Source organism: Halobellus inordinatus (genome assembly GCF_024498335.1).
Taxonomy (GTDB): Archaea; Halobacteriota; Halobacteria; order Halobacteriales; family Haloferacaceae; genus Haloquadratum; species Haloquadratum inordinatus.
In genome coordinates this window covers 1690595-1713878 of the sequence record NZ_CP101825.1, presented here as the reverse complement: position 1 = coordinate 1713878, position 23284 = coordinate 1690595, and the positions used below count along the sequence as shown (strand labels likewise).

General features: G+C 65.1%; 28 protein-coding genes. 8 read left to right on the top strand and 20 right to left on the bottom strand.

What is annotated here, in order from left to right:
- Position 1: 1 nt before the first annotated feature.
- A complete protein-coding gene (locus NO362_RS08875) occupies positions 2–1753 on the top strand; it encodes an ATP-binding protein (RefSeq protein WP_256544940.1) in 1752 nt (583 codons plus the stop codon).
- Positions 1754–1854: 101 nt separating this feature from the next.
- On the opposite strand, the gene NO362_RS08870 is transcribed toward NO362_RS08875, so the two are convergent.
- The 3 genes from NO362_RS08870 to NO362_RS08860 form a co-directional block, all read right to left on the bottom strand.
- Positions 1855–2610, bottom strand: coding sequence for a DICT sensory domain-containing protein (locus NO362_RS08870; RefSeq protein WP_256544939.1), 756 nt, complete (start codon positions 2608–2610; stop codon positions 1855–1857).
- A gap of 31 nt (positions 2611–2641) precedes the next feature.
- Positions 2642–3286, bottom strand: a complete 645-nt coding sequence (tpiA, locus tag NO362_RS08865) for a triose-phosphate isomerase (protein ID WP_256546622.1) — start codon at positions 3284–3286, stop codon at positions 2642–2644.
- 124 nt (positions 3287–3410) lie between these two features.
- Positions 3411–3917, bottom strand: a complete 507-nt coding sequence (locus tag NO362_RS08860; protein WP_500683726.1) for a multiprotein bridging factor aMBF1 — start codon at positions 3915–3917, stop codon at positions 3411–3413.
- Here NO362_RS08860 and NO362_RS14695 point away from each other — a divergent pair.
- Entirely contained in the window at positions 3853–3987 is a 135-nt protein-coding gene (locus tag NO362_RS14695; RefSeq protein WP_484494535.1) for a DUF8138 family protein, read from the top strand. The genes NO362_RS08860 and NO362_RS14695 overlap by 65 nt on opposite strands.
- Positions 3988–4096: 109 nt before the next feature.
- Here the strand turns inward: NO362_RS14695 and NO362_RS08855 are convergent, their stop codons facing one another.
- The 8 genes from NO362_RS08855 to NO362_RS08820 form a co-directional block, all read right to left on the bottom strand.
- The gene (locus NO362_RS08855) at positions 4097–5197 is read right to left on the bottom strand and encodes a S1C family serine protease (RefSeq protein ID WP_256544938.1); all 1101 of its coding nucleotides are present in this window, start codon (positions 5195–5197) and stop codon (positions 4097–4099) included.
- Positions 5198–5274: 77 nt separating this feature from the next.
- Positions 5275–5895: a CDP-alcohol phosphatidyltransferase family protein gene (locus tag NO362_RS08850; protein WP_121570841.1), complete on the bottom strand. Its 621-nt coding sequence runs from the start codon at positions 5893–5895 to the stop codon at positions 5275–5277.
- The gene (locus tag NO362_RS08845; RefSeq protein ID WP_256544937.1) at positions 5892–6434 is read right to left on the bottom strand and encodes an adenylate kinase family protein; all 543 of its coding nucleotides are present in this window, start codon (positions 6432–6434) and stop codon (positions 5892–5894) included. Before NO362_RS08845 ends, NO362_RS08850 begins: the two co-directional genes overlap by 4 nt.
- On the bottom strand, positions 6431–7528 hold the full coding sequence (hisC, locus tag NO362_RS08840) for a histidinol-phosphate transaminase (RefSeq protein WP_256544936.1): 1098 nt from the start codon (positions 7526–7528) through the stop codon (positions 6431–6433). Before hisC ends, NO362_RS08845 begins: the two co-directional genes overlap by 4 nt.
- 300 nt (positions 7529–7828) lie before the next feature.
- On the bottom strand, positions 7829–9466 hold the full coding sequence (locus tag NO362_RS08835) for a GMC family oxidoreductase (RefSeq protein WP_369335085.1): 1638 nt from the start codon (positions 9464–9466) through the stop codon (positions 7829–7831).
- Positions 9463–10062 carry a gluconate 2-dehydrogenase subunit 3 family protein gene (locus NO362_RS08830; RefSeq protein WP_256544934.1) on the bottom strand — a complete coding sequence of 200 codons (600 nt, stop codon included), beginning with the start codon at positions 10060–10062 and terminating at the stop codon, positions 9463–9465. The genes NO362_RS08835 and NO362_RS08830 overlap by 4 nt, the downstream gene beginning before the upstream one ends.
- Positions 10063–10185: 123 nt before the next feature.
- Positions 10186–10917 (bottom strand): fumarylacetoacetate hydrolase family protein, encoded by a 732-nt coding sequence (locus tag NO362_RS08825; RefSeq protein WP_256544933.1) that lies wholly within the window; start codon positions 10915–10917, stop codon positions 10186–10188.
- Between the two features lie 231 nt (positions 10918–11148).
- On the bottom strand, positions 11149–11826 hold the full coding sequence (locus NO362_RS08820) for a TIGR00266 family protein (RefSeq protein WP_256544932.1): 678 nt from the start codon (positions 11824–11826) through the stop codon (positions 11149–11151).
- Between the two features lie 120 nt (positions 11827–11946).
- On the opposite strand from NO362_RS08820, the gene NO362_RS08815 reads away from it, so the two are divergent.
- A complete protein-coding gene (locus NO362_RS08815) occupies positions 11947–12663 on the top strand; it encodes a metal-dependent hydrolase (protein WP_256544931.1) in 717 nt (238 codons plus the stop codon).
- A 92-nt stretch (positions 12664–12755) separates the two neighbouring features.
- Positions 12756–13154 (top strand): OsmC family protein, encoded by a 399-nt coding sequence (locus NO362_RS08810; RefSeq protein ID WP_256544930.1) that lies wholly within the window; start codon positions 12756–12758, stop codon positions 13152–13154.
- Between the two features lie 105 nt (positions 13155–13259).
- On the opposite strand, the gene NO362_RS08805 is transcribed toward NO362_RS08810, so the two are convergent.
- From NO362_RS08805 to NO362_RS08795, 3 genes are all read right to left on the bottom strand, one after another.
- A complete protein-coding gene (locus NO362_RS08805; RefSeq protein ID WP_199723118.1) occupies positions 13260–13433 on the bottom strand; it encodes a hypothetical protein in 174 nt (57 codons plus the stop codon).
- A gap of 60 nt (positions 13434–13493) precedes the next feature.
- The gene (locus NO362_RS08800) at positions 13494–14084 is read right to left on the bottom strand and encodes a DJ-1/PfpI family protein (protein ID WP_369335084.1); all 591 of its coding nucleotides are present in this window, start codon (positions 14082–14084) and stop codon (positions 13494–13496) included.
- 65 nt (positions 14085–14149) lie between these two features.
- Entirely contained in the window at positions 14150–15016 is an 867-nt protein-coding gene (locus tag NO362_RS08795; protein ID WP_256544929.1) for an HAD-IIA family hydrolase, read from the bottom strand.
- A 164-nt stretch (positions 15017–15180) separates the two neighbouring features.
- On the opposite strand from NO362_RS08795, the gene NO362_RS08790 reads away from it, so the two are divergent.
- Positions 15181–15972 (top strand): GTP cyclohydrolase III, encoded by a 792-nt coding sequence (locus NO362_RS08790; RefSeq protein WP_121570832.1) that lies wholly within the window; start codon positions 15181–15183, stop codon positions 15970–15972.
- Between the two features lie 212 nt (positions 15973–16184).
- Positions 16185–16730 carry a DNA starvation/stationary phase protection protein DpsA gene (dpsA, locus tag NO362_RS08785; RefSeq protein ID WP_256544928.1) on the top strand — a complete coding sequence of 182 codons (546 nt, stop codon included), beginning with the start codon at positions 16185–16187 and terminating at the stop codon, positions 16728–16730.
- Positions 16731–16767: 37 nt separating this feature from the next.
- Here the strand turns inward: dpsA and NO362_RS08780 are convergent, their stop codons facing one another.
- The gene (locus NO362_RS08780) at positions 16768–16950 is read right to left on the bottom strand and encodes a hypothetical protein (protein WP_256290586.1); all 183 of its coding nucleotides are present in this window, start codon (positions 16948–16950) and stop codon (positions 16768–16770) included.
- A 231-nt stretch (positions 16951–17181) separates the two neighbouring features.
- Between NO362_RS08780 and NO362_RS08775 the strand changes: the two genes are divergently transcribed.
- A complete protein-coding gene (locus NO362_RS08775) occupies positions 17182–17391 on the top strand; it encodes a hypothetical protein (protein WP_256290585.1) in 210 nt (69 codons plus the stop codon).
- 229 nt (positions 17392–17620) lie between these two features.
- The gene (locus NO362_RS08770) at positions 17621–17815 is read left to right on the top strand and encodes a DUF8073 family membrane protein (RefSeq protein ID WP_256290584.1); all 195 of its coding nucleotides are present in this window, start codon (positions 17621–17623) and stop codon (positions 17813–17815) included.
- A 19-nt stretch (positions 17816–17834) separates the two neighbouring features.
- Here NO362_RS08770 and cydB read toward each other — a convergent pair whose 3' ends face one another.
- From cydB to NO362_RS08745, 5 genes are all read right to left on the bottom strand, one after another.
- Complete coding sequence (gene cydB / locus NO362_RS08765; RefSeq protein ID WP_256544927.1) at positions 17835–18851, bottom strand: cytochrome d ubiquinol oxidase subunit II; 1017 nt, start codon at positions 18849–18851, stop codon at positions 17835–17837.
- On the bottom strand, positions 18844–20250 hold the full coding sequence (locus NO362_RS08760) for a cytochrome ubiquinol oxidase subunit I (protein ID WP_256544926.1): 1407 nt from the start codon (positions 20248–20250) through the stop codon (positions 18844–18846). The genes cydB and NO362_RS08760 overlap by 8 nt, the downstream gene beginning before the upstream one ends.
- Before the next feature lie 71 nt (positions 20251–20321).
- On the bottom strand, positions 20322–21008 hold the full coding sequence (locus tag NO362_RS08755) for a peroxiredoxin (protein WP_256544925.1): 687 nt from the start codon (positions 21006–21008) through the stop codon (positions 20322–20324).
- A 170-nt stretch (positions 21009–21178) separates the two neighbouring features.
- The gene (locus NO362_RS08750; protein WP_256288403.1) at positions 21179–22021 is read right to left on the bottom strand and encodes a helical membrane plugin domain-containing protein; all 843 of its coding nucleotides are present in this window, start codon (positions 22019–22021) and stop codon (positions 21179–21181) included.
- A 2-nt stretch (positions 22022–22023) separates the two neighbouring features.
- Positions 22024–23202, bottom strand: coding sequence for an NAD(P)/FAD-dependent oxidoreductase (locus NO362_RS08745; RefSeq protein ID WP_256544924.1), 1179 nt, complete (start codon positions 23200–23202; stop codon positions 22024–22026).
- Between the last annotated feature and the right edge of the window lie 82 nt (positions 23203–23284).

Here is a 23284-nt window from a genome sequence, read left to right as displayed (position 1 = left end):
GATGACCGAGGATACGGAGACGATCGCCGTCGCGAACGTCAGCGCGGGTCCGGGTGGCGACGGGGACCACGAACCGGGGACGTCCGTCGAGCTGCCAGTCGTCGACATCCTCACCGGACGAGGGTTCATCACGGGCAAATCCGGGTCCGGGAAGTCGAACACGGCGTCCGTGATGATCGAGAATCTGCTCTCGAACAACTTTCCAGTGCTCATCGTCGACACCGACGGCGAGTACTACGGCCTCAAAGAGCAGTTCGAGCTACTGCACGCGGGCGCCGACGACGAGTGCGACATCGTCGTCAGCCCCGAGCACGCCGAAAAGCTCGCGAACCTCGCGCTCGAACAGAACGTCCCGATCATCCTCGACGTCTCCGGCTACCTCGACGAGGACGAAGCTCAAGAGTTGCTGACGGAGGTCGCGAAGAAACTCTTCGCGAAAGAGAAGAAGCTCAAGAAGCCCTTCCTGATGCTCGTCGAGGAGTGCCACGAGTACATCCCCGAGGGCGGCGGGATGACCGAGGCGGGCAAGATGCTCATCAAGATCGGCAAGCGCGGGCGGAAACACGGCCTCGGGATCGTCGGCATCTCTCAGCGCCCCGCCGACGTCAAGAAGGACTTCATTACCCAGTGCGACTGGCTCGTCTGGCATCGCCTGACCTGGAACAACGACACGAAAGTCGTCGGGCGGATCCTCGGCTCGGAGTACGCGGACGCGATCGAGGAGATGGACGACGGCGAGGCGTTCCTCGTCACCGACTGGTCGGAGTCGCTTCGGCGGGTCAAATTCCACAAGAAGCAGACGTTCGACGCGGGCGCGACGCCCGGCCTCGACGACTTCGAGCGCCCGGATCTGAAGTCCGTCGACGGCGACCTCGTCTCCGAACTGCAGGACATCTCCGACGAGAAAGCCCGCCGCGAAAGCGAGATCGCCGATCTCAAACAGGAGTTAGAGAAGAAGGAGGCGAAGATCCGACAGCTCGAGCGCGAACTCGAAGAGGCGAAAGACCTCTCGCAGATGGCCGACCAGTTCGCCCAAGCGATGTTCCAGACGGCCGAAGCGCCGTACCGCGGCGGCGACGGCCGGAACCTGGCCCGGACTGAAGACCAGCAGGCCGCGCTCGATCAGTACGACGAAGGGGAACGAGCCGGGGCGTCGAGCGACGGCGGGACCGAGGAGGCGCCCACGACTGCCACGGCAGACGCCAGTCAAGAGCAAGAGGAGGCCGTCACAGCGGCCGCCGCCGGCGCGTACCCGGGACTCGACGCCGACGTCGGCGCCGACGGCGACGTTGAGCTCCAACCGTCGACGGACGCCGACACGGCACCCGAGCGCGCTCACGAGGGGACGGCGATGCTGACCGGGCGAGCAGACGTCATCGAACGCTTGCGGAACGTCGTGTCGTCGTTGCCGCCGGCGTCCCGACGGATGCTCGCGTTCTACCGCGAGATCGACGCCTGCGATCCGGTCGACGCCCACGTCGCCGCCGGCGAGGTCGGCGACAAACAACTCGCCTACAGTCGCAACCGGCCGCTCCGTCGCGCGGGGTTCGTCGAACACGTCGGCCGCGGCCGCTACGCGTACGCCCTCCCGGACCTCGTTCGCCAGGAGTTCGCCGACCGGCTCGACGACGAAGAGCTACGGGAGGTCGTCACGGCCGTCGAAGCCGCGTTCCGCCCCGGAACGTCTGAGCAAGCAGCAGGCGAGGCCACTGTAAACGGACAGGACAGAGATGTCGAAGCCGGCGACGACTGATACTGAGTTCGGGAGTCCGCATCGATTCTCGCCGAGCGGCATAGCGAAAAATCGAGGAACAGTCGCGATAACCACTACGAGCGGGGAGTCCGCCCCCTTGGTCACAACTGACGGATGATGTACTCGTTGATCTCATCCACCAGCGACGGCCGGTACGTCCAGAATCCGGTCCACTCGTTTGGGCTTTCTTCGAGCGCGAGCAGCGCGACGTGTTCGTCGCCGCCCGCCGGCGGCGTGTAGACGACGAACCACGATTCCAGAAAGTCCTGTTCGTATCCCGCGTGAATCGTGATCGTCGACTGCGGCGACGGTTCCCATCCCGGCGCGCCGTAGACGTGGACATCGACTGGAGCGTCGTCCAGTCGCCGGTAGACCTGGTGCGTTCCGATCTCGTCTTCGATCCGCGAGAGAGATTGAAACGACGCGCGCAGCGTCCCCGACTGCTGCTCCCACGCGGTCTGTTCGATGTATCGGGAAACCAGGATCAAGAGCAGCTTTTCGGAGTGCGATTCGGGGTAGCCGCGAAGGAAGAAGGGGATCTCGTCTAGCTCCTGCAGGACGGCTGGAAGTTCGACGTCCTCTAACTGCCGTGCGCCGGTGACGAAGAGATCGGAGTTGACCAACAGGATCGCGTCCTGGAGGTCTCGGAGCGACGACCTGGCGACGACAGTCCCGTCTTCGACGATCACGACCACGTCCTCACCTTCGTCGTCGAGATCGACCTCGTCGACGTCGATCGGCTGGTCCGCGAACGTCTTCTCCAGCATTCGTTGAACTGGCTCCGGCGCGTCTCGATCGAGCACGACGAGGGACCGCTCCGGCGACTCGATCGCGTCGAGGAACTGTCTCAGTGACATCAGAATTACCGAATGAGGGTCTGTGCGGGTCTTAAAGCGGTTCGACGAGGGATTCGAGCGCCGCGCGCGGGTCGTCCGCCTTCGCAACGCCCGAAGCGAGGAGGATTCCGGACGCACCCAGGTCGCCCGCGGTCGCGACGTCCTCCCCCGAGGAGATGCCCGCGCCGCAGTAGACGTCGACCGCCTCGTCGACGTTCCCGGCGGCGGTGACAGCGTCCTCGACAATTTCGGGATCGGCCGTCGCCACCGAGACGTCGCCGCCGATCAGTTCCGGCGGTTCGACGGCGACGCTGTCGGGGGCGAGCGCGGCCGCGGCACCGATCTGCGCGGGGTTGTTCGCACAGACGCACGTTTCCAGGCCAGCGCGCTCGGCCGCGCGGACGGCGGCGTCGATGTCCGCGAGTTTCAGCCGCTTTTCGGAGTGGTTGATGAGCGTGCCGACCGCGCCGGCGTCGGCGACGGACTCTGCCAGTGTGCTACCGGTGTGGCTCCCGTAACCGTTCGGATCGACGTGCTGGGCCCACGTCTCGACGCCGGTGTCTGCGACGCGGGCGATGTCGGCCGCCTGCGGGGAGACGGCGATTTGGACGCCGGAGGCCTCCGAAACGTCGCGCGCGGCGGTCGCGACCTCGATGGGGTCACAGGGATAGGCTTTGAGATTGACTAAGATGAACACGTTCCCTTCTGGGCCCCACGACACAAAATAGGTTGCTCCTCACGTGCTGGCTCTGGGTCGGAGCGAGCGCGTCGCTCCCGCTCCCTGAAACGCACTGAAAGCGCAACACCGAGACAGAGCCGCGTCAGTCCTTGCGCTTGACGACGTCGCCGAGCGTCGTGGTCGTCGACGAACCGCCAGACCACTCACTGTCCTCGCCGTCGCCGCCTTCGACGAGCGAGATTTCGAGTTTGCGTTCGAGTTTCTTCTGTACCTCGTCGGAGGGGAGAATATCGCCGCGTTCGAGCTTGCGGATGAGACTCGCCTTCTCGTTGAGCGATTGTGCGAGGTCCTCCTGGCTCAGTCCGCGGTCTTCGCGCGCCTCGCGGATCCGGCGGTCGTAGTCCGAAGCGATCTCGTCCATATCGTCGAACATATCGCGTCGGCGTCGGCTGGAGCCGCCGGACGACCCGCCGCCGGCAGACGAGGACGTGCTCGACGCGCTGGAGGACCCCGACGACTCGCCTGAGGAACTCGACGTCGAGTACTTCGTCGACTGAGAGGAACTCGACTCAGTGCGGACCTCGGTGCCGAACTCCTTGCAGTCGTCGCACAGTTCGAGTTCGGCCCCTTCGACCTTGACCGTCGTCAGGGACGGCCGTTCCTTGCCGCACATCTCGCACTGGGGCATATACTCCGTCGTAGTCGAGGGGGCGATATAAAGGACACGCCGGCCGTGCGCCCGCGGCGCCAGACAGCGCCACGAACGCGGACGGCGACACGGAACAGATACGGGCGCAATACAGCACGAACGCGGGCGACGACAGCGACTCAGGCGGGTCGCGCCCCGAGTTCGACCTCGACTGTCAGTTCGGTCCCGTCGCGGAGCAGTGTCAGTTCGACCGTGTCGCCGGGGCGCGTCTGGAGCGCGAGGTAGCTCCCGAGGTCCTCTGTCGTCTGCATCCGCTCGCCGTCGATCGCTAGGAGCACGTCGCCGCCGACTCGCACGCGCCGCCCGTCAACGACGCGGATTTCGGTGCCGCCGCGAACGACGCCCGCGGCGGGGCCGTCCTCGTCGACCGCGGTCACGAGGACCCCGCGGGGCGTCGCCATCCCGTTGGCGCGAGCCAGATCGGGCGTCAGGCCGAGCAGCGTGACGCCGATGTAGGGGTGCTCGAAGCGGCCGTCCTCGACGAGCGCCGGCACGACCCGACGAGCGAGGGCTGCCGAGATACCGAACGCGATGTTCTCGCCGCCCCCGGAGCTGATCACGGCGACCACCCGACCGTCGAGCGACACGAGCGGGCCGCCGCTGTTCCCCGGGTTGACGGCCGCGTCAGTCTGGATGGCATCCGGGATGCGCGACCCCGTCGGGGCCGGGATCCACCTATCAGTGCCGCTGACGATCCCGGCCGTGACGGAGCCGTCCAGATCGAACGGGTTCCCGATCGCGACGACCTCCTGGCCGACGACGGCAGGTTCCTCGGCGAACGAGAGCGCCTCGGCGTCCGGCGCCGACCCTGGGAGCGCGATCACCGCCAGGTCGCTGTGGGGATCCGTGCCGACGATCTCTCCCCGGCTCCACCGGCCGCCGCTGAATCTGATCTCTGCCGTCGCGGCATCGTCGACGACGTGCGCGTTGGTGACGACGTACGAGGAGCGGGCGACGAACCCGCTTCCCTGCCCGGTGTCGGTGCGCACGAGCACGACCGAGTCGCTGACCTGGCGATACACGCGAGTGTAGGGGCTCGTCGCTGTCTCGGTCGGCGTTTCGGTCGCCGTCTCAGTCCCCGGCGTCTCCGACGACGTCGCGCTGGCGGGCGTGTCGGTCCCCGTACGCGGTGCCGCCGTGTTACAGCCCGCGAGCGCGGCGAGTATCGCGGTCCCGCCGAGTTCGAGCAGGCGCCTGCGTGTCGTGGTCGGACCGGCCATCCTTGTTAGCGGTTCGGGGGACGGGCTTTTGTGTACTCCGGACTCGCCGGCAGACGTGCCGTTCGAGGCCCGACGCGCTAAGAGAGGTCGGACCACGCGCCCCAGAAGCGCTGGAGCGCCGTGAGGTGTCCCACGACGGCGAAGAACACCAACAGCCAGCCGACGACGCTCAGGCCGACGACGCGGACCGGCACGGCAGCCAGCGCGAGCGAGACGGCAGCGACGACTGCAGCCACGCCGATGAGTGCGAGGCGGTCCGCGCGCCCCACGAGGCCGCCGTACTCGCGGCCGAGTCCCACGGCCTGGATCTGCGTGCCCAGATACGAGGTCATCAGGACGCCCGTGACCGCCGCGAGACCGAGGGCGTAGCCGTCGATGCCGGCGGCGAGGCCGACGAGCATCGCGATGTCGGCGTAGCGGTCGAGGACGTGATCGAGCAGGTCGCCGCCCTCGCTGGAGACGCCCTGCGCCCGTGCGAGCGCGCCGTCGACCAGGTCGAGCCAGCCGTTGGCGAAGACGAACAACGCGCCGAGGGCGTACCAAAGCGGCGTCGCGAGGTAGAAGGCGCCGCCGGCCGCGACCGCGAACCCGAAGGCGACGACGCTTACGCCGTCGGGACTCAGCCCGAGTCGGTCGGCGGCGGCGACGAACGGCGCGAGCAGTCGGTCTGCGAGGTCCCGGTACTGATCGAGGGTCACAGGTAGTCGATGAAGTCGACGATTCCCACTCGGGGCTCTACTTCGCCCTCCATCGCGGCGACGACGTCGTCGGCGACCGCGTCGGGCGTTCGATCGGTCGTATCGATCTCCCAGACGTCTCCCTCACCGTGGCGCTCGACCGCCTCGGCGAGAATCACGTCGAGTGCCTCGCTCTCGGCGTTCTCAGCCACGGAAGCTTCGGACTCGCCGCGCTCGCGGAGCCGGGGCTTCAGCACGTCGGGACGACAGCGCAACACGATCACCTGGTCGGCGTCCAAGAGGTGCGACAGGTGTGACTCGACGAGCGTATCCGCGTCGCTCTCGTCGGCGACGCGGTCCTCGTGCTCGTCGAGCCACGCTTCGACGGCGTCGAGATCGGCGACCAGCGAGTCGCGCTCGACGTCGCGCTCCTCGAAGAGGTCTGCCTCGCGTATCGCGTCGTTGAGGTGGACGACGTCGACGCCCGCCCGTTCGGCGACCAGTTCGGAGACGGTCGTCTTTCCCGTTCCGGGGGTTCCGGTGAGCGCGACGCGCGTCACGGCTCGGTCGCCTCCGGCCGGACGTCGGCGACGACTTCGTTGAGGACCGCCACGGCGCGCTCGGTCTCCTCACGGGTGCCGCAGGAGATCCGGACGCACTCTGGCAGGCCGAAACTGGAGGTATCGCGGACGATGACGCCGCGCTCCTGGGTCGCCTCGGCGACCGCGGTCGCGTCACCGACCTCACAGAGGACGAAGTTGCCGCCAGAGGGCCACGTCGGCACGTCGAGGTGTTCGTGGTAGTACTCGCGGGCCCACTGGGCGGTCTCGACCGAGCGTTCGAGGTGCTCGTCGTCGTCGAGCGCGGCGAGCGCGGCGCGACAGGCGATCTCGTTGGCAGCGAAAGGCGTATTCACGCGGGCGTAGGCGTCGGCCCAGGCCTCCGGGACGGCGGCGTAACCGATCCGCACACCGGCGAGGCCGTAGGCCTTCGAGAACGTCCGCAGGACGGCCATGTTCTCGTACTCGTCGAGGAGGTCGATCGAAGAGGGCTCGTCGGCGTACTCGGCGTACGCCTCGTCGACGACGAGGAGCGTGTGGTCCGCGACGCCCTCGGCGAGCGCGCGGATCTCCTCGCGCGGCAGGACCGAGCCAGTCGGATTGTGCGGCGTCGTGACGAAGACGATCCGCTCGCCGTCGTACGCCGAGAGGACACCGTCGGCCGTCTGCTCGAAGTCGTCGGCCTTCGAGATGCGGTACGACGACGCCTCGCCGTGGTGGTACCGCGCCGACATCGGATAGTACGAAAAGCCCGGTTCGGGGACGAGAATCTCGTCGCCAGGCTCCAGAAACGCCCGGGAGAGGTAGTCGATCGCGCCGTCGGCGCCGGCGCTCACCCACACCTGCGGGGAGTCGAGGCCCCACTGCTCGGCGATCCGGTCGGTGAGATCCGTGTGTGACGCCTTCGGATAGACGTTCACGTCGGGTGCGGCGGCCTCGACGGCCGCGACCGCGTCCGGACTCGGTCCGTGCGGGTTCTCGTTGGACGACAGTTTCGTCAGTTCCTCGGGGTCCATCCCGAGGTCGCGGGCCACCTCCTCGGCTCCGCGTCCGGGTACGTACGCCTCGTGCGCGGAGAGGTCCCTCGGTTGCATACTCGTACGCTGTCGCCCGCGGGTCTTTAAGGGTGCGTCTCAGTAGCGGCTGGCGCTCTCGGAACGACCCGCGGATTCCCGGTGTCAACAGAGATTTATATACGAAGACGCGGCCAGCGACCCCCGTGACGTAGCGTCTACCCCGCGTCGGGCCGCGGTCGTTCGGCACGTCGACGCGGGATTTCATAGGGATTATCGTACGTCCTCATAGAGTTCTCGCCGGACGGTACGGCGAGAATCTCCGAATAGTTACGATAATCCCTATCAGCCTCTGTGCCGACTGCTCGCCAATAGAAGCCACTAGGGGTCCGACAGCGACGCCGACAGCGCCTCGGCAGTCCGTAACGAGAGCGCGGCGATGGTCAGCGTCGGGTTCATCGCACCGCCCGTGGGGAACACTGACGACCCGACGATCCAGAGGTTCGAGAGGTCGTGCGTCCGGCAGTCGACGTCGACGACGCTCTGTCCGGGATCCGACCCCATCCGCGTGGTTCCCATCTGGTGGTACGCGGGACCGGTGCTCTCGGGGCCGACCGTCCACTCGATCGACGCGCCGAGTTCCTCCAAGATCGCGTGCTGGATCTCGTTCGCGCGCCGGATCGCTCGCTCGGTTCGCTCACCCAGCGACCACTCGACGTGCGGGACCGGGTTCCCGTGGTCGTCGCGGCGGTCCGGATCGAGCGTGATCCGGTTCTCGGCGTCGGGCACCTGCTCGACGAGACCGCCGACCGCGACGTGGGTGCCGTACGACTCGTTGAGTTGCTCTGCGAGCTCGTCGCCCCAGGTGTCCGCACCGAGCGCCTCGATGACGGGCGAGGGGCCAGCGTAGTTGAGGAACTCCAGCTTCAGCCCTTCGACCGGCTCCGTGTCGTCGTAGAACTGGTGCGTCTCGCTGGTGTTGAAGCCGACGTGATTCTGCCGAGTCGGTTCGTCGAGACGCCCGCCAGCGCCAGCGAACAGGTGATCCATAAAGAAGCGTCCGACAGCGCCCGAGGAGTTCGCTAACCCGTCGGGATGCTGCTCGGACGCCGACAGCAGCAACAGCCGCGCGTTCTCGACGCCGCCACAGGCGAGGACGAACTGCCCCGCAGTCTGTCGGTGTTCGGTCCCATCGGGCGTCGCATACACCGCGGCCTCGATCGTCTCGCCCGCGTCGTCGTGTTCGAGGCGCTGGACCGGCACCCGGTCGATCACCCGTGCGCCGGCTGCTTCGGCTTTCGCGACGTGCGATTCCGCGGTGTACTTCGCCCCTGAGGGACAGACCGGCTTACACGTCCCGTAGCCTAGACACGGGGCACGGTCATCGTAGGGCTCGGAGTTCCGCGCGTTCGGCACCGAGTGCATATCGATCTCTAGACGCTCGCAGGCCTCCGCAAAGAGGGAATCCGAGTACGACGGGGGGAACGCCGGGAGCGGGAACGGCTCCTCGCGTGGCGGCGCGTAGGGGTTGTCCATCGCGCCTGCGACGCCGAATGCGCGCTCCGCGTCGGCGTAGTAGGGCTGGAGGTCGTCGTAGTCGATCGGCCAGTCAGTGCCGACGCCGTAGCGCGTCTGCATCTCGAAGTCGCGCTCGTGGAGCCGCATCACCATCCCCTGCCAGTGTAGCGTCGACCCGCCGACGCCCTTCACGCGCGCCGCGTTCAGCGGATAGTGTCGTCCCTCGGTGCTGTAGGCGTCGCGCGGACCGCCCATCTCCCACGGGTCTTCCATCCCCGGGCGGATGTGCTGTTCCTGCTGTGCAGTGCGTTCGGAGAACTCGAAGCGCGGTCCCGCTTCGAGGACGACGACGTTCGCGCCCTCGTCTGCGAGTCGGTGCGCGACGAGCGCACCCGCTGGCCCTGAGCCGACGACACAGACGTCCGCGCTGGGCGAGGGCGTTCGGTCGATACCGTCGCCGACACCACCGTCAGATCCGCCACTGGCGCCGTCAGCGCTCATTCGTCCCCCCCACTGCGCTCGGTCGACGAGGGCGACGTCGACGCGCGCTGGTAGCTCTCGATGCCGCCGGGGTGGCCGATCGGGTTCTCGATGCCGACGAGTCGGCCGCCCGCCGGCGACGAGTAGAACGCGAAGAGCAGGTCGTTGACGACGTAGAACCGGATCCGTTCGGTGATCGTCCCGTCAGCCACCGGCTCTGCCGTCTCGACACCCAGATCGCGGAGCAGTTTGTCTCGGACGTCGGCGTCGAGGTCGGCGTAGGGCTGCCCGCGCCAGTCACGTGCCACGGCGTCGAGTTGGGCCGCCGCCTCCTGAAGTCCCTCGCGGTACGCCGGTCGGTTCTCGGTCCGGCCCAAGACGTACGTTTCGACGAACGTGCGGCGACCGTCGACGCCGCTCGGATAGACGACCTCGGCGGCCGCGTCCAGTAGATCGAGAAGGTCTGTCGAGAGCGTCGGCTCCGCTGCCGACCCGCTACCGGCGTCCGATGCGGCGTCTGCCCGTGGTGGATCGTACCGTCCGGCGAGAACGCCGCCACCGACAGTCGCCCCCACAGCGGCCAGCGCCGCCAGCGCATCGCGTCGAGTCAGTTCCACGAAACCGGATTAGGCGAGCCTAAACTTATGGATTTTCCTTCGTCGGCGCCGAGGTGAGTCGCTCGGACGTGTCCGCTCGTCCTCGAAATACCGGAGAATGTCGACGGAGAACGTTGGTGGCCGCTACGGGATTCGGACGTCGTGTTCGAGGACGCCGACCCCTTCGACTTCCACTTCGACGGTGTCGCCGTCCGAGAGCGGGCCGACGCCCGCGGGCGTGCCAGTCGCGATGACGTCGCCCGGTTCCAGCGTCAGATACGTCGTGATCTCCTCGATCAGTTCGGGAACGGGGAACGCGAGATGGTCACGCGAGGACGACTGCTTCGTCTCGCCGTTGACGCGGAGTTCGATGTCGGCGTCGGCGGGGACCTCGTCGGGACTCGCGAGGACCGGTCCCATCGGCGCGGCGTTATCGAACGCCTTCCCGCGGACCCAGTTCTTCTCCTTGCGCTGGTCGTCGCGATTCGAGAGATCGTTCAGGCAGGTGAAGCCCGCGACGTAGTCCATCGCGTCCGCGGCATCGACGTTCCGGGCCTGCTTGCCGATGACGACAGCGATCTCGGCCTCGTGGTCGATCTGGTCCTTCCCGGCCGGCAGCGTTACCGTATCGCCGTGGCCCGCGAGTGTGTTCGGGGGCTTCAGGAACAGGAGCGGTCGGTCCGGGATCTCGTTGTCCATCTCAGCCGCGTGGTCGGCGTAATTCCGGCCGATGCAGACGATCTTGTCCGGATCGCTCGGTGGGAGTACGTCGACCTCCTCTAGGTCGTACGTCTCGCCGCCGAAGGAGACTTCCTCACCGTGCCATTCGCCCTGTCGGATCGACCCTGCCGGGTCTCGGAATCTAACGGTGTGCACGTCGGAACCGACGGCGCGGCGGTGTTTCGTTCTTTCTATCTCGGAAACGACGAGGGGCTTCCACACCCGTATGTCGAGTTTCACGAAAGAGTTTCGGAGGCTGTCGGCGAAGCGTGGGCAGCGCTGCGAGGGCGTCGTCGCTGCCGACGCTCATAGGGGTTATCGTACGTCTCCATAGATTTCTCGCCGGACGGTACGGCGAGAATCTCCGAACAGTTACGATAATCCCTATCAGTTGCCACTCGACTGCGCCGGTAACTGCGGCGCGAGCCATGCGACGAACGCGTCCATACTCCGCGATTGGAGCCAGACTGTTCCGGTGCCGCTGAACTCACAGACCAGGCCCTCGCCGCTCGTGAGCGTCGATCGCAGGCCACCGACCCGACGGACGGTGAAGTCGAGCGACTCCTCGAAGGCGACGATGTGGCCCGTATCGATGACGAACGGCGCTTCCTCTGCGACGTCGACCGGGTGGATTGCCCCGTAACTCGACAGGAACAGCGGGCCGCTCCCACTCACCTTCAGGAGGAACAACCCTTCGCTGCCGAAGAACGTGCGTCCGCCGCCGAACTCCGTGTCGACGTCGAGGTCGGCGTCACCCGCGAGGTACGACCCGGACTGGACGTACACTGTCTCGCCACTGAGGTCGAGGTGAGTGATGTCGCCTGGCAGCGGGGGCGCGAACTGGACGTCGCCGGCGGCATTCGCCGTGAAGGTGTTCTGGAAGAAACTCTCGCCGGCGAGCGAGCGCTTGATCGAGGACAGAAAGCCGCCCGTGGCGTTCGTCTGCATCTCGATCGTCGTGTCGTGGGAAACCATCGCGCCCGCCTCCGCTCGAATCGACTCCTCGGCGTCGAGTGAAACAGTCAGGAGGGCGAACGAGGGTTGGTAGTCGATCACGTGGTCCATACTCACACGTCGACGGCCGAGGATATATACGTGATCGACGAGTGTCACTTGTGCGCATTTCTCTCTATCGACAGTACGCTTTATTGTCGATCCGGAAGAATATGCTAGCGGACGATGACGATGAAACTCACTTGGCACGGCCACTCCACGTGGCACGTCGACGTCGACGGCACGACTTTCCTGATCGACCCGTTCTTCTCGAACCCGAAGACCGAACTCTCGGCTTCGGACGTCGAGACGCCGGATTACGTCCTCTTGACGCACGGCCACGCCGATCACATCGGCGACGCCGACGCGTTCACCGACGCGACAGTCGTCGCTGTCCCGGAGCTGACCGGGTATATGGAGGAGGAAGTCGGCTTTACAGACAGCATCGGGATGAACATCGGCGGTACCGTCGAGTGCGGCGACGCGTTCGTGACGATGCACCGCGCGGATCACACGAACGGACTCAATACGGGCTATGAACACAGCCTCGGGATGCCCGCCGGCTTCATCATCAGCGACAAGAAGCCGACCCAGGAGTCGGACGCGGACGCGACGACGTTCTATCACGCCGGCGACACCGGCCTGATGTCCGAGATGAAAGACGTCATCGGACCCTACCTCGAACCCGACGCCGCTGCGCTCCCGGTCGGCGATCACTTCACGATGGGGCCGGCGCAGGCCGCCATCGCGACCGATTGGCTCGGCGTCGATCACCTCTTGCCGATGCACTACGACTCGTTCCCGCCGATCGAGATCGACACCGACGACGTCGTCCGCGAGGTCAAAGCGACGGGATCCTCCGCGGAGGTCCACGTCCTCGACGGCGACGAATCGTTCACGCTGGAGTGAGTCCCGAAACAGCCGTCACAGTACAGTCCGAGCGCCACCGCTCGGTCCGGTAAGTAACCTTTAGGGCTGTCCCTTCCGTCCCTCCGGACGGAATGAGCGACATTCAGACTTCGACCGTCAGCGAGGAAGGCTTCGCGAGTACCAGTCAGGTGGGCGAATTCGAACTCACCATCGACGCGCTCGACGAGGCTGGACCGAACCCGAACGCGGTACTCGTCGCCGACTACGCCTCCTGTTTCCTCCCCGCGTTCCGCGTGGGTGGCCAGCAGCGCGGCCACGACGACCTCGGGAAGGTCCAGATCGACGCCGACGCCGACCTCGACGAGGACGACGACCTCGAAGCCATCCGGTTCGACATCTACGTCGAAGCGGATCTCGACGACGAGACGCTCGCGACGATCCTCGAGCGCGCGAAGGACATCTGTCACGTCCACTCCGCGCTCCGAGAAGAACTCCGCGCGGACGCCACCGTTCACGGCGACGCCTTCTAATAGGGATTATCGTACGTCCGCATAGATTTCTCGCCGGACGGTACGGCGGGAATCTCCGAACGGTGACGCTAAGCCCGATAACTACGACCGACTCGAAACCCGCGTTCAGCGCCGGTGATAGGCGCGGAAACTCATCGCCTGACCGTCGGCGATGATCACGTCTCGGCCCTCCGGATCCGGTAGGGCCGCTTCTTCGACTTCGTCGTGTGAGACGTACGGTTCGGCGGGCTCCGGGGCGTCCTCGGAGTAGACGTACGGACTGTTCGGCTGACTTTCCATACTGTGGGGAACGTCACGATAGTATATAAATATTTGTCAGACGTTACCACACGGCAACCATCAGTCGTCTGCGGCGGCCGGAACGCCAGCGTCGATCTCGGTCCCGAGGAGGTCGAGGAACGCGGCGAGCCACTCCGGATGGTCGGGCCACGCCTGCCCCGTCACGAGGTTGCCGTCGACGGTCACCTCGTCGACCCACGAACAGCCGGCGGCCTCGACTTCGGCGCGTACCGCCGGATAAGCGGTCATCTCGTAACCGTCGAGGACGCCCGCGGCCGCGAGGATCTGCGGCCCGTGGCAGACTGCCGCCACCGGTTTGTCCTCCTCGAAGAAGTGCCTGACTGCGTCGAGGACCGCGTCGTACGTGCGGAGATATTCGGGTGCCCGCCCGCCGGGGACGACGAGCGCGTCGTAGTCGCTGGGGGCGATCTCCGCGAACGTCGTGTTCACCTCGAAGTCGTGCCCGCGCTCTTCGAGGTACGTCTGATCCCCGCGGAAGTCGTGGATCGCCGTCTTGACCGTCTCGCCCGCTTCTTTCTCCGGACAGACCGTGTCTACGTCGTGGCCGACCATCTCCAGCGCCTGGTACGGAACCATCGTCTCGTAGTCTTCACCGAAGTCGCCGACGATCATCAGGATCTTCTTGCCCATAATCCATCGCGCTAGACGGACCGAGATCTGTTATACTTATTGTCCGAAACGAATGTGTACTCGAACTACACGTCTCCCGTATCCGCGAGAAGTTCCGGAAGTTCCGCGAGCGAGTCGAGCACGTAATCCGGTTCGATCGGCGACGCTGCGAGGTCTGCCTCGTCGGTCACGCCGGTCCGGACGAGCGCGGTCGTCATTCCGGCGCGCTCGCCGAGAGCGACGTCGGTGTCGAGTCGGTCGCCGACGACGAGCACGTCCTCGGGCGGGAGGTCCAGGTGATCGAGCGCCATCGTCCGCACCGTGTCGCTCGGTTTGCCCAGAACGATCGAGGGATCTCGCCCGGCGACGTTCGCGATCGCGTCGATCACCGCACCCGATCCGGGAACGTCACCCTCCGGCGCGGGGATGACGATATCGGGATCCGTGCCGACGAACGTGACAGAGGAGTCTTCGAGGAGCCACAGCGACTCCCGGAGCGTCTCGTAGTTGAAGTCCCGGTCGACCGATGCGACCAAGACGTCGGGAGCGGCACCGCCGTCCATCTGTGCTTCGGCGTCGCGGTCGGTCGAAGACGCGGCACCCGCGGTGTCCGCCCCGGACCCGACTACGGTCACTGAGAGGCCGGCCGAGCGAAGGAGGTCGACGAGGCCGGATTCGCCGACCACGGCGATCTCGTCGCTCGAGTGGTGCTCGGTGAGGTAGGCCGCAGTCACGGTGCCCGCAGTGATGACGTCGGAGGCCTCCGCTGTGATTCCGGCGCGACCGAGTCGCCGTTCGTACGCTGCGGGCGGCTTCGTCGGATTGTTCGACACGAACAGTCGGCGGAGGCCGGCGCGTTCGACGGCCGCGAGGCCGGCGTCTGCTCCCGTGATCGGTTCGTTCCCCCGCACTAGCGTCCCGTCCACGTCGAAAATGACTCCGCGAACACCCATTGGCGGTGGTAGGGACCTGGTGGTGTTGAACGTAGCGGGTGCGACGGTGGAGTCGACCGGCCGGTACTGTCGTCGTTCGTTAGCAGACAACGCGTTCCAGAAGTGAGACGGTAAACTAATCTGATACGGAAAGAACGATATACACTACGTCCCAGAGGACAGATGTGACGAACTCCCAGCTCACTCTCGTTCAGATCGACAACTACGGGCCGTGGACCGTGACGCCCGAACCGCGACGCGAGATGGACCTCCAGACCCTCCAGTCTCGCCTCTTCGCCGACCTCGCGCAGTTCATCGGGAGTCGCGACGGCTACGCCTTCTTCACGCGCTTCGACAATATGGTCGCGATCACCAACGGGCTCGACGAGGCGGACCACGAACTCCTCCAGGAGTCGATCGGCAACCGCTATCCCGTCACCATCAGTCTGGGAACGGGGACCGATCCATCGCCGGTCGAGGCGCTCGAATCGGCAACAGCAGGACTCCAGCGCGCCGGTTCCGCACAGGACGGCGACCGCCGCGAGGTGCTCGCGGGTGAGTACCTCACCGAGAGCCGCCGAACGCCCGGCGACGTCCAGATCGCTCACTTCGACGTCAACGACGCGACGGGCAAGTACACAGACCGGCTCAACGAGTTCGACTCCTTCATCCAGATCGAACAGGGGTACGCGGCGGTGATGCGCTACCTCCGCGAGGAGTACGGCGCGCTCTCGTTCTTCGTCGGCGGCGACAACATCATCTCGATCTGTCCAGCGATGGACGAGGCCGACTACCGCGACGCGATCGAGCACGTCGAGGCCGAGGCCGGCGTCGAGCTCAAAGTCGGCGTCGGGATCGCCGACAACCCGCATACCGCGGGAATGGACGCCAAGCACGCGCTCGAAGAGTGCCGCCACCACGAGACGATCGTGGAGATGAGCTACCCGCAGGAAGATATCGGCATCACGACCGACTGATAGGGTTATCGTCACTGTTCGGAGATTCTCGTCGTACCGTCCGGCGAGACATCTATGCGGACTTGCGGTACTCCCTACGATCGGTACTCTCGACGGCAGGACTCGATCTGCCGTCGCTGGTCCCACCGGGCATAGAATATATTTGTTTTTACCAAAAAGATGTTTCTGTAGGTCGAAGTATTAAGTCCGTCGCGAACCAACCGTTGGCTGCGATGAGCACCCAAGAGACGGTCCGACAGCACGCCGACGAAGTCGAGGGAAGCGAGGCGCTCCGCATCGACGCTGAGAAAGCATCACAGCTCGTCGACGCGCTGAATACGGACCTCGCGTCGACGTACGTTCTCTACCACCAGTTGAAAAAGCACCACTGGAACGTCGAGGGTGCGGAGTTCCGCGACCTTCACTTGTACCTCGGCGATGCGGCCGAAGACGCCGAGGAGTTCGCCGACGAACTCGCAGAGCGCGTGCAGGCGCTCGGCGGCGTCCCCATAGCCGGAATGACGACACTCACCGAGCACGCGCCGGTCGAAGCCGAGGACGAGGACGTCTACGACGTCCGCACGTCGCTCCGGAACGATATGGAGATGTACGGCGACATCATCGAGACGCTCCGCGAGCACATCGAACTCGCGGCGAACCTCGGCGATCAGACGACCGCACATCTCCTCCGGGAGAATCTCATCGAGGTCGAAGAAGCGGCCCACCACATCGAACACTACCTCGAAGACGACACGCTCGTCAGTACGGAGTCGGAGTAGCGTCGTTCAGGGGGGTACCGTCGTCCGAGCGCGCTCCTCAGCGGTGGAGTGCGACGACGGATTCGGCGTCGAACGCGATCCATCCATCGCTGTTGCCGTCTTCGGTGAAGACGACACGGTCGGGTGAGGACTGGTGTGCTGAGATGTCAACCGTCGAATCGGCGGCCGCTTCGTCACGTTCGTTCGTGGGTTCGGAGTTCACCGCGTCGGTACTATCCATTATCGGAAAGTGACGCTCCACCGGATATAACGGTTTTGGTGGGCCTAAAATACTGCCACGAGCAGTCGAGAGGGGGGCTTCTCAGCTCCGTGAGGTCTGCTACTACGGAGATGACCCTCAGAAATGAGACGCTGTGAAATTATTTCCGACAGATCTGCTCCCCTTCGAAAAGACGATCAGATAATCACCCGCAACTGTGTGTTTTAGGCCGTTCGAGCGTTAAAACTAGATATGAGTCAACTGGGTTCGCTGCGGCAGGACCGAGACCGAATCAACAGTTCGCTGTTCGTCGCCGGCGTCGCGGTCATCCTCGCGAGCGTCATCGGAGCCGCCTGGATGCTCAGCCTCGGTGACATCGTAACAGCGCTGGGCCTCGGCCTTCTCATCGCCGCCGGCGTATTGATGAGCGGCATCGGGCTCTCGAAGAAGGCGACGCTCTGAGCCGTCTCCGAGGCCGATCGGTATCGACGACGTACCACGACGACGAACCGACGCCTCCCGGGAGGTGTCGTCCCCCACGATTTACTCGTTCCCCTCCCTGTCCCATCCCAGCGATGATACCCGTCTCCTTCCATCAGCACCGATCCGCAGCGACGACGTACTGGTCACCGACTGCGTCGAAGCCGACACCGACGCGCGAGCACCGCGACACGACGGAGGTGCTGTCGTCGTGAGTGACCGCGGCGCCTTCGAGACCGAGACGCTGATGCTACTGCTGTCACTCCTGGTGATCGGGTTCTTGATCGGCGTGGGCGTGCTCCAGTACACGCTCACTGGCGACCCCGGGAACCTGTTCCGCAACCTCGGGATCGGCGTGATCCTGTTGGCGTTCAGCGTCGGGTTCTATCGGCGCTGGAGCGAGTAAAAAAAGCGGCGGGCGGCGTTCAGGCGTAGGATTCTGCTTCTTCGACCGGACCGCTGAACGCCGAGTAGAGGACATAGAAGTACGTCGCAATGAGGGGCAGCAAGAACGCGGCCCCGATCGACGTGAGATTGAGCGGCAGCGTCGAGACGATGGCCTCTCCGACGGCGAGTTCGGTGACCGGATCGATCATCGGATACAGGAGTGTCGCGACGAGGGCGACGAGTCCGTACACCTGCCCGGCGACGGCCACGAACGCGACGTACCAGCGGCCGAATCGGCTGGCGACAGCGTACGTGGCCGCGAGCAGGACCGTCGCGCCGAGCAGCGCGAGCACCGGTCCGGAGAGCAACGCGACGTGATCTGCGGTCTGTGAGCCGACGACCACGGCAGCCACCGCGAGCAGAAGGTACACGACCTGTGCGAGCAGCCCCATCGCCCGCGTCTCGCTTCGGACGTCACCACGCGTCTTCACGCCGAGGTACGCCGCGCCGTCGACGATCGTGAGCGCGACGACTGCGAGGCCGACGAGCAGGCTCGCGACCGACACGAAGCCGTCGACGCCGAACAGCCAGTTGCCGGTGAAGATCCCCAAAAAGAGGGGCGCGGTGACGCTGCCGACGACGAACGAGCGGCCCCACCACCGCTGCCAGGCCTCGTCGTGCCGCTGTTCGTACATCTCCGGCGCGAGCCCGCGGAGGATGAGCGCGCCGAGGATGCCGAACATCAGCAGGTAGTGCCGGCTGAACAGGTCGGCGTAGATGGTCGGGAAGACGGCAAAGAGCATCCCGCCGAAGACGACGAGCCACACTTCGTTCCCGTCCCAGAACGGCCCGATCGCCGCCAGCAACTGCTCGCGCTCGGCGTCCGTCTTCCGCGTCGCGAACAGCGCCCCGACGCCGAAGTCGAAGCCGTCGAGGAACAGAAACGTCCCGAGCACGGCGAAGATGAGACCGAACCAGAGCTTCGCTAACGGGAGCCCGAACAGCGGGCCGTCCGCGAGCGTGGAGAGCGTCGTCGCAGCGAGGAGGTCAGTCATCGCTCGGGACGACCCCCACGGAATCGGGCGCGTCGCGCTCGCGTTCGGGCGTCGGCGGCTTCGTCGGTGCTTCGTTGCGGATGATGCGCGCGATGACGTACGTGTAGAGTACGAGCAGGGCGGCGTACACGCCGACGAAGCCGGCCAGCGTCACGAGCGCTTCAGCGCCCGTTAGCCCCGGCGAGACGCCAGCGTGCGTCTTCAACACGTCCTGGATGACCCAGGGCTGTCTGCCGACCTCGGTGACGATCCAGCCCAACTCTACGGTCAGGATGCCGAGGACCGACGAGCCGACGAGCGCTTTCGCCAGCAGGTCGTCCTCGAACAGCGTTCCCTGGTACCAGCGGAAGCCACCCCAGAACGCGAGCAGGATGAACCACATCCCGAGGCCGACCATCGCGCGGAACGCCCAGAAGACGATGGCGACCGGCGGAGCTTCCGTCGGAACGTCGTTCAAGCCCGTGATGGTGGCTTCCGGATCACCCCCGCTGGCCAGGATCGACGCGAGGAACGGCAGTTCCACGACGAAGAGGTTCTCCGCGCGCGGATCGGTGAGACTCTCCACGCTCGTCGGGAACGCGAGGAGTTTCAACCCGACCGAGGAGTCGGTCTCGTATTGGGCCTCCATCGCGGCGAACTTCTGCGGTTGGGTCTCTGCGACGTGTCGCCCGTAGGCGTCGCCGTGGATGGCCTGGAACGGTGCCGAGACCAGGAGCACCGCGATCGCGATCTTCATCGTCTTGCGCCAAAACTCCGTGTCGCGGTTCTGCCAGACGAAGTAGGCGGCGACGCCGGCCATAAACAGCGCGACCGAGAGGACGGCCGCGTTCTGCATATGGACGTACATCCACGGGAACCGCGGATTGGCGTAGGCGGCGATCGGGTCGACCAGCGAGACGATCGGCTGGCCGCTCTCCATCGCGACCTCGAAGCCGCGTGGGGTCTGCATCCAGGAGTTCGCGATCAGGATCCAGACCGCCGACAGCCACGTGCCGAGGCCGACGAGGACGCTCGACAGCATATACAGTCGATCGGAGACGCGCTCGCGGCCGAAGATGAAGATGCCGAGGAACGTCGCCTCGAGCATAAACGCCATCATCCCTTCGATCGCGAGCGGCCCGCCGAACAGTTCGCCCGCAGTCTTCGAGAACGCGGCGAAGTTCGTCCCGAACTCGAACTCCAGGACGATTCCTGTGACGGTACCGACGACGAAGCTGATCGCGAAGATCTTCGTCCAAAAGGATCTGAGTTGTTCGTATATCTGTTCGTTCGTCCGAATCTCTTTCCACGTGAAGTAGATGAGGAAGGGCGCGAGACCCATACTCATCACTGGGAAGATGATGTGGACGATCGTCGTCACCGCAAACTGAAGTCTGCTGGCGATGACTGGGTCGATCATTCTCGTGTGGGAGTGCGGATGGATTTCGGTTGACTGGCTGTACTACGTGCGACGCCGTTTCGTGGGCAGCGTTACTGCTGCTTGGTGACGAACCACCAGTCGTAGTAGTCGAGTTCGTCGTCGTCTTCGGCTTCGGCTGTCCGCTTTTCGGCGTCGGCGTCGGTGCCGGGCGGCGACAGGAGGACGCGGTCGCCGAATTTCTCGTTTTCGGGCCAGTCAGCGGGCGCGGCGACGCCTTCCTCGTCGCTCATCTGGAGCGCGCGCAGCGAGCGGAGGATCTCGTCGATGTTGCGGCCGATCTCCATCGGGTACGTGAGGACGATGCGGACGGTACCCTCGGGGTCGATGAGGAAGACGCTCCGGACGGTGGAGGTGCCTGCGCCCGGGTGGATCATCCCGAGGCGCTTTCCGACCGAGCCCTGGTCGTCAGCGATGATCGGGAACTGAATGTCGACGTCGAGGTTCTCCTCGATCCACTCGGTCCACTTGATGTGCGAGTGTACGCGGTCGACCGACAGCCCGAGCAGTTCCGCATTGAGTTCCTCGAACTCCTCGCGGCGCTGCTCGAAGGCGACGAACTCCGAGGTACAGACGGGCGTGAAGTCGCCGGGGTGGCTGAACAGGACGAGCCACTTGCCCTCGTAGTCGTCGGGGATGGTCAGTTCGCCGTGGCTCGTCTCCACGGTGAGCTGGGGGAACTGATCGCCGATTCCTGGGGCGCCGGCCGATTCGTCGGGGTCTGCCGTAGGCTCTGTCATTGCAGTTCGGCCTTAGGACGTTGTGTATTAAGCCGGCGCTATAGGGCCTATTTTTTCGTCCTCTGGTGGCGAATCTTCGAAGAATAGAACAAAACTTCCGCAGAAGCGAAATTCTGTTTTCGTAGTACCGAATTATAACGACCCAAGGAATAAAAACCGATCGGTTTCCGTTACTCGGAGTCGTCGAAGTCGACGCTCCCGAGACCCCGAGCTGCGGCGAGCAGCCGTCCGAGCGCACGTCGCACGTCGGCGTCGAACAGCGCGCCGATGAGCCCGAAGAACCCGACCGGCTTGGGATCGTCCTGTGCGAGCCCTTCTACTGTCTCGTCGAGCGCCTTGGTGACCTTCGGGTCGCCGAGCGTCTCGACGAGTGCGACCATATTGCCCGCGTTCCGCCCCAGCTCGTACATCTCGACGTCGCTTTCGGCGTGGGCGTCTGCGAACCCGGCGGCCGCCATCCGGAAGTCGCGGATGACGTCGCGGTTGTCCTGGGCGACGTCGCGAAGCTCCGGCGTGAGCTCCATCGCGAGGTCGTGGGTCGCATCGAGCAGATCGAGCATCTCGATCAGCGTGTCCGCGTTCTCGCCCAGGCGTTCGAGCAGGATGATCGTCTCTTCTTTCTCTAGAGAGAGCCGGAGCCGTTCGAGGACATCCCGGTTCTCTTGGACGACGATACGAAGCTCCGGAATGAGGTCGTCGGCGAGTCCCTTCGACGCCGCGAGGACGTCGAGGAGTTCCAAGAGCGTGTCCGATTCCTCACCGACCTTCGTCAGCAGCGTGAGTGTCTCCTCGCGCTCGAACGCCACGCGCAGCTCGCGGATCGGTTCGCGGTTCTCGCGAACCGTCTCGCGGAGTTCGGGGACGAGGTCCTCGGCGAGGTCCTCCGTCTGTGCGAGCATCCGGAGGAGCTCTGCGAGTTCGTCCGCGTTCTCGTCGATCGTCCGGAGTAGTTCTTCCCGGTTCTCGATCTCCATCTCGCTGTCGGCGTCGAGGGATCGATTTTCGCTCGCCATAGTCAGGGGAGTGGGTCGTACCCGTGGAGCCAGGCGTTCCAGTAGAAACTGGGTAGGATGTTGATGTCCATAATCCAGTTCATCCGGCTCTCGACGGGTGCGGAGATGCTTTCTTCGTAGTCGAACTCAGCGACCATCGCCTTACCCTTCTTCGTGAGGAGCGGACAGGCAGCGTAGCCCTTGTACTTGGCCGTCTGCGGGCGTCCCTCCATATGCGATTCGAGGTTGTCGACGACGACGTGTGCCTGCTTGCGGGCCGCGGCGGCCGTCTTGGCGTTCGGCGTGTTGCCGGCGTCGCCGAGCGCGAAGACGTCCTCGTACTCGGTGTGCTGGAGCGTGTGCTTGTCGACGGTGACGTACTCGCCGTCGTACTCGTCGTCGCCCTCCGTCAACGGCGAGTTGTCGGTGAGCGCCGGCTGGCCGTACTGCGGCGGGACGGGCGCGTAGAAGTCGTACTCCTGGGTTTCGCCGTCCTCGGAGTGGATGACCTGTTCGTCGGGGTCGACTTCGCTGACGGTGAAGCCGCCACGGAACTCGATGTCGCGGTCGCTCCAGATCTCTTCGAGTTTCTCGCGGTACGGCGAGACGCCGAAGACGGCGTCGCCGCCCTTCGTCATCACCACGTCGACGTCGTCGCGGATGCCCTGTCGCTGGAAGTAGTCTTCCGCGAGCATAGTCATCTTCAGCGGCGCGCCGCCGCACTTGATCGGCGTGTCGGGAACGGAGACGACAAACGTGCCGCCGTCGAAATCCTGGAGTGCCTCGCGCATCTCCATCGCCGCGTCGAAGTAGTAGAACGGGAACACCGAGTCGGTGTCTTCCCATCCTTCCATCATTCCGGGCGTCGCCTCGGCCGCGAGGCGGTGTCCCAGCGAGACGACGAGGTAGTCGTACGACAGTTCGTCGTCGGCGAGTTGGACTGTTTTGGCGTCCGGATCGACGCCTGTTACCTCACCTTGCAGGAACTCGACGCCGCTCTGCATTACCTCGCTGACGTCGCGGAACTGGTCTTCCGGCTCCATATAGCCGAACGGCAGCAGGTAGTACGATGGCTGATAGGCGTGTTGGGTACTCTTGTCGACGATAGTGATCTCCGCGTCACTACTATCCAGTCGACGCCGGAGCATATTGGCGGACATCGCGCCACCGACCCCAGCACCGAGAACTACTATCTGATCCATAGCCATCCGTTCTTAGTTTGAGATCCACCTGAATGGTGACATACACCACGTATTTTGCATAATCTATCCCACATTACGGAGT

Bases quoted from the DNA above. Each gene is read 5' to 3' on its own strand.
- NO362_RS08875 (WP_256544940.1), top strand. From the start codon at position 2: ATGACCGAGGATACGGAGACGATCGCCGTCGCGAACGTCAGCGCGGGT.
- NO362_RS08870 (WP_256544939.1), bottom strand. From the start codon at position 2,610: ATGTCACTGAGACAGTTCCTCGACGCGATCGAGTCGCCGGAGCGGTCC.
- NO362_RS08855 (WP_256544938.1), bottom strand. From the start codon at position 5,197: ATGGCCGGTCCGACCACGACACGCAGGCGCCTGCTCGAACTCGGCGGG.
- hisC (WP_256544936.1), bottom strand. From the start codon at position 7,528: ATGCAACCGAGGGACCTCTCCGCGCACGAGGCGTACGTACCCGGACGC.
- NO362_RS08835 (WP_369335085.1), bottom strand. From the start codon at position 9,466: ATGAGCGCTGACGGCGCCAGTGGCGGATCTGACGGTGGTGTCGGCGAC.
- NO362_RS08820 (WP_256544932.1), bottom strand. From the start codon at position 11,826: ATGGACCACGTGATCGACTACCAACCCTCGTTCGCCCTCCTGACTGTT.
- NO362_RS08815 (WP_256544931.1), top strand. From the start codon at position 11,947: ATGAAACTCACTTGGCACGGCCACTCCACGTGGCACGTCGACGTCGAC.
- NO362_RS08810 (WP_256544930.1), top strand. From the start codon at position 12,756: ATGAGCGACATTCAGACTTCGACCGTCAGCGAGGAAGGCTTCGCGAGT.
- NO362_RS08805 (WP_199723118.1), bottom strand. From the start codon at position 13,433: ATGGAAAGTCAGCCGAACAGTCCGTACGTCTACTCCGAGGACGCCCCG.
- NO362_RS08800 (WP_369335084.1), bottom strand. From the start codon at position 14,084: ATGGGCAAGAAGATCCTGATGATCGTCGGCGACTTCGGTGAAGACTAC.
- NO362_RS08795 (WP_256544929.1), bottom strand. From the start codon at position 15,016: ATGGGTGTTCGCGGAGTCATTTTCGACGTGGACGGGACGCTAGTGCGG.
- dpsA (WP_256544928.1), top strand. From the start codon at position 16,185: ATGAGCACCCAAGAGACGGTCCGACAGCACGCCGACGAAGTCGAGGGA.
- NO362_RS08780 (WP_256290586.1), bottom strand. From the start codon at position 16,950: ATGGATAGTACCGACGCGGTGAACTCCGAACCCACGAACGAACGTGAC.
- NO362_RS08775 (WP_256290585.1), top strand. From the start codon at position 17,182: ATGAGTCAACTGGGTTCGCTGCGGCAGGACCGAGACCGAATCAACAGT.
- cydB (WP_256544927.1), bottom strand. From the start codon at position 18,851: ATGACTGACCTCCTCGCTGCGACGACGCTCTCCACGCTCGCGGACGGC.
- NO362_RS08760 (WP_256544926.1), bottom strand. From the start codon at position 20,250: ATGATCGACCCAGTCATCGCCAGCAGACTTCAGTTTGCGGTGACGACG.
- NO362_RS08755 (WP_256544925.1), bottom strand. From the start codon at position 21,008: ATGACAGAGCCTACGGCAGACCCCGACGAATCGGCCGGCGCCCCAGGA.
- NO362_RS08750 (WP_256288403.1), bottom strand. From the start codon at position 22,021: ATGGCGAGCGAAAATCGATCCCTCGACGCCGACAGCGAGATGGAGATC.
- NO362_RS08745 (WP_256544924.1), bottom strand. From the start codon at position 23,202: ATGGATCAGATAGTAGTTCTCGGTGCTGGGGTCGGTGGCGCGATGTCC.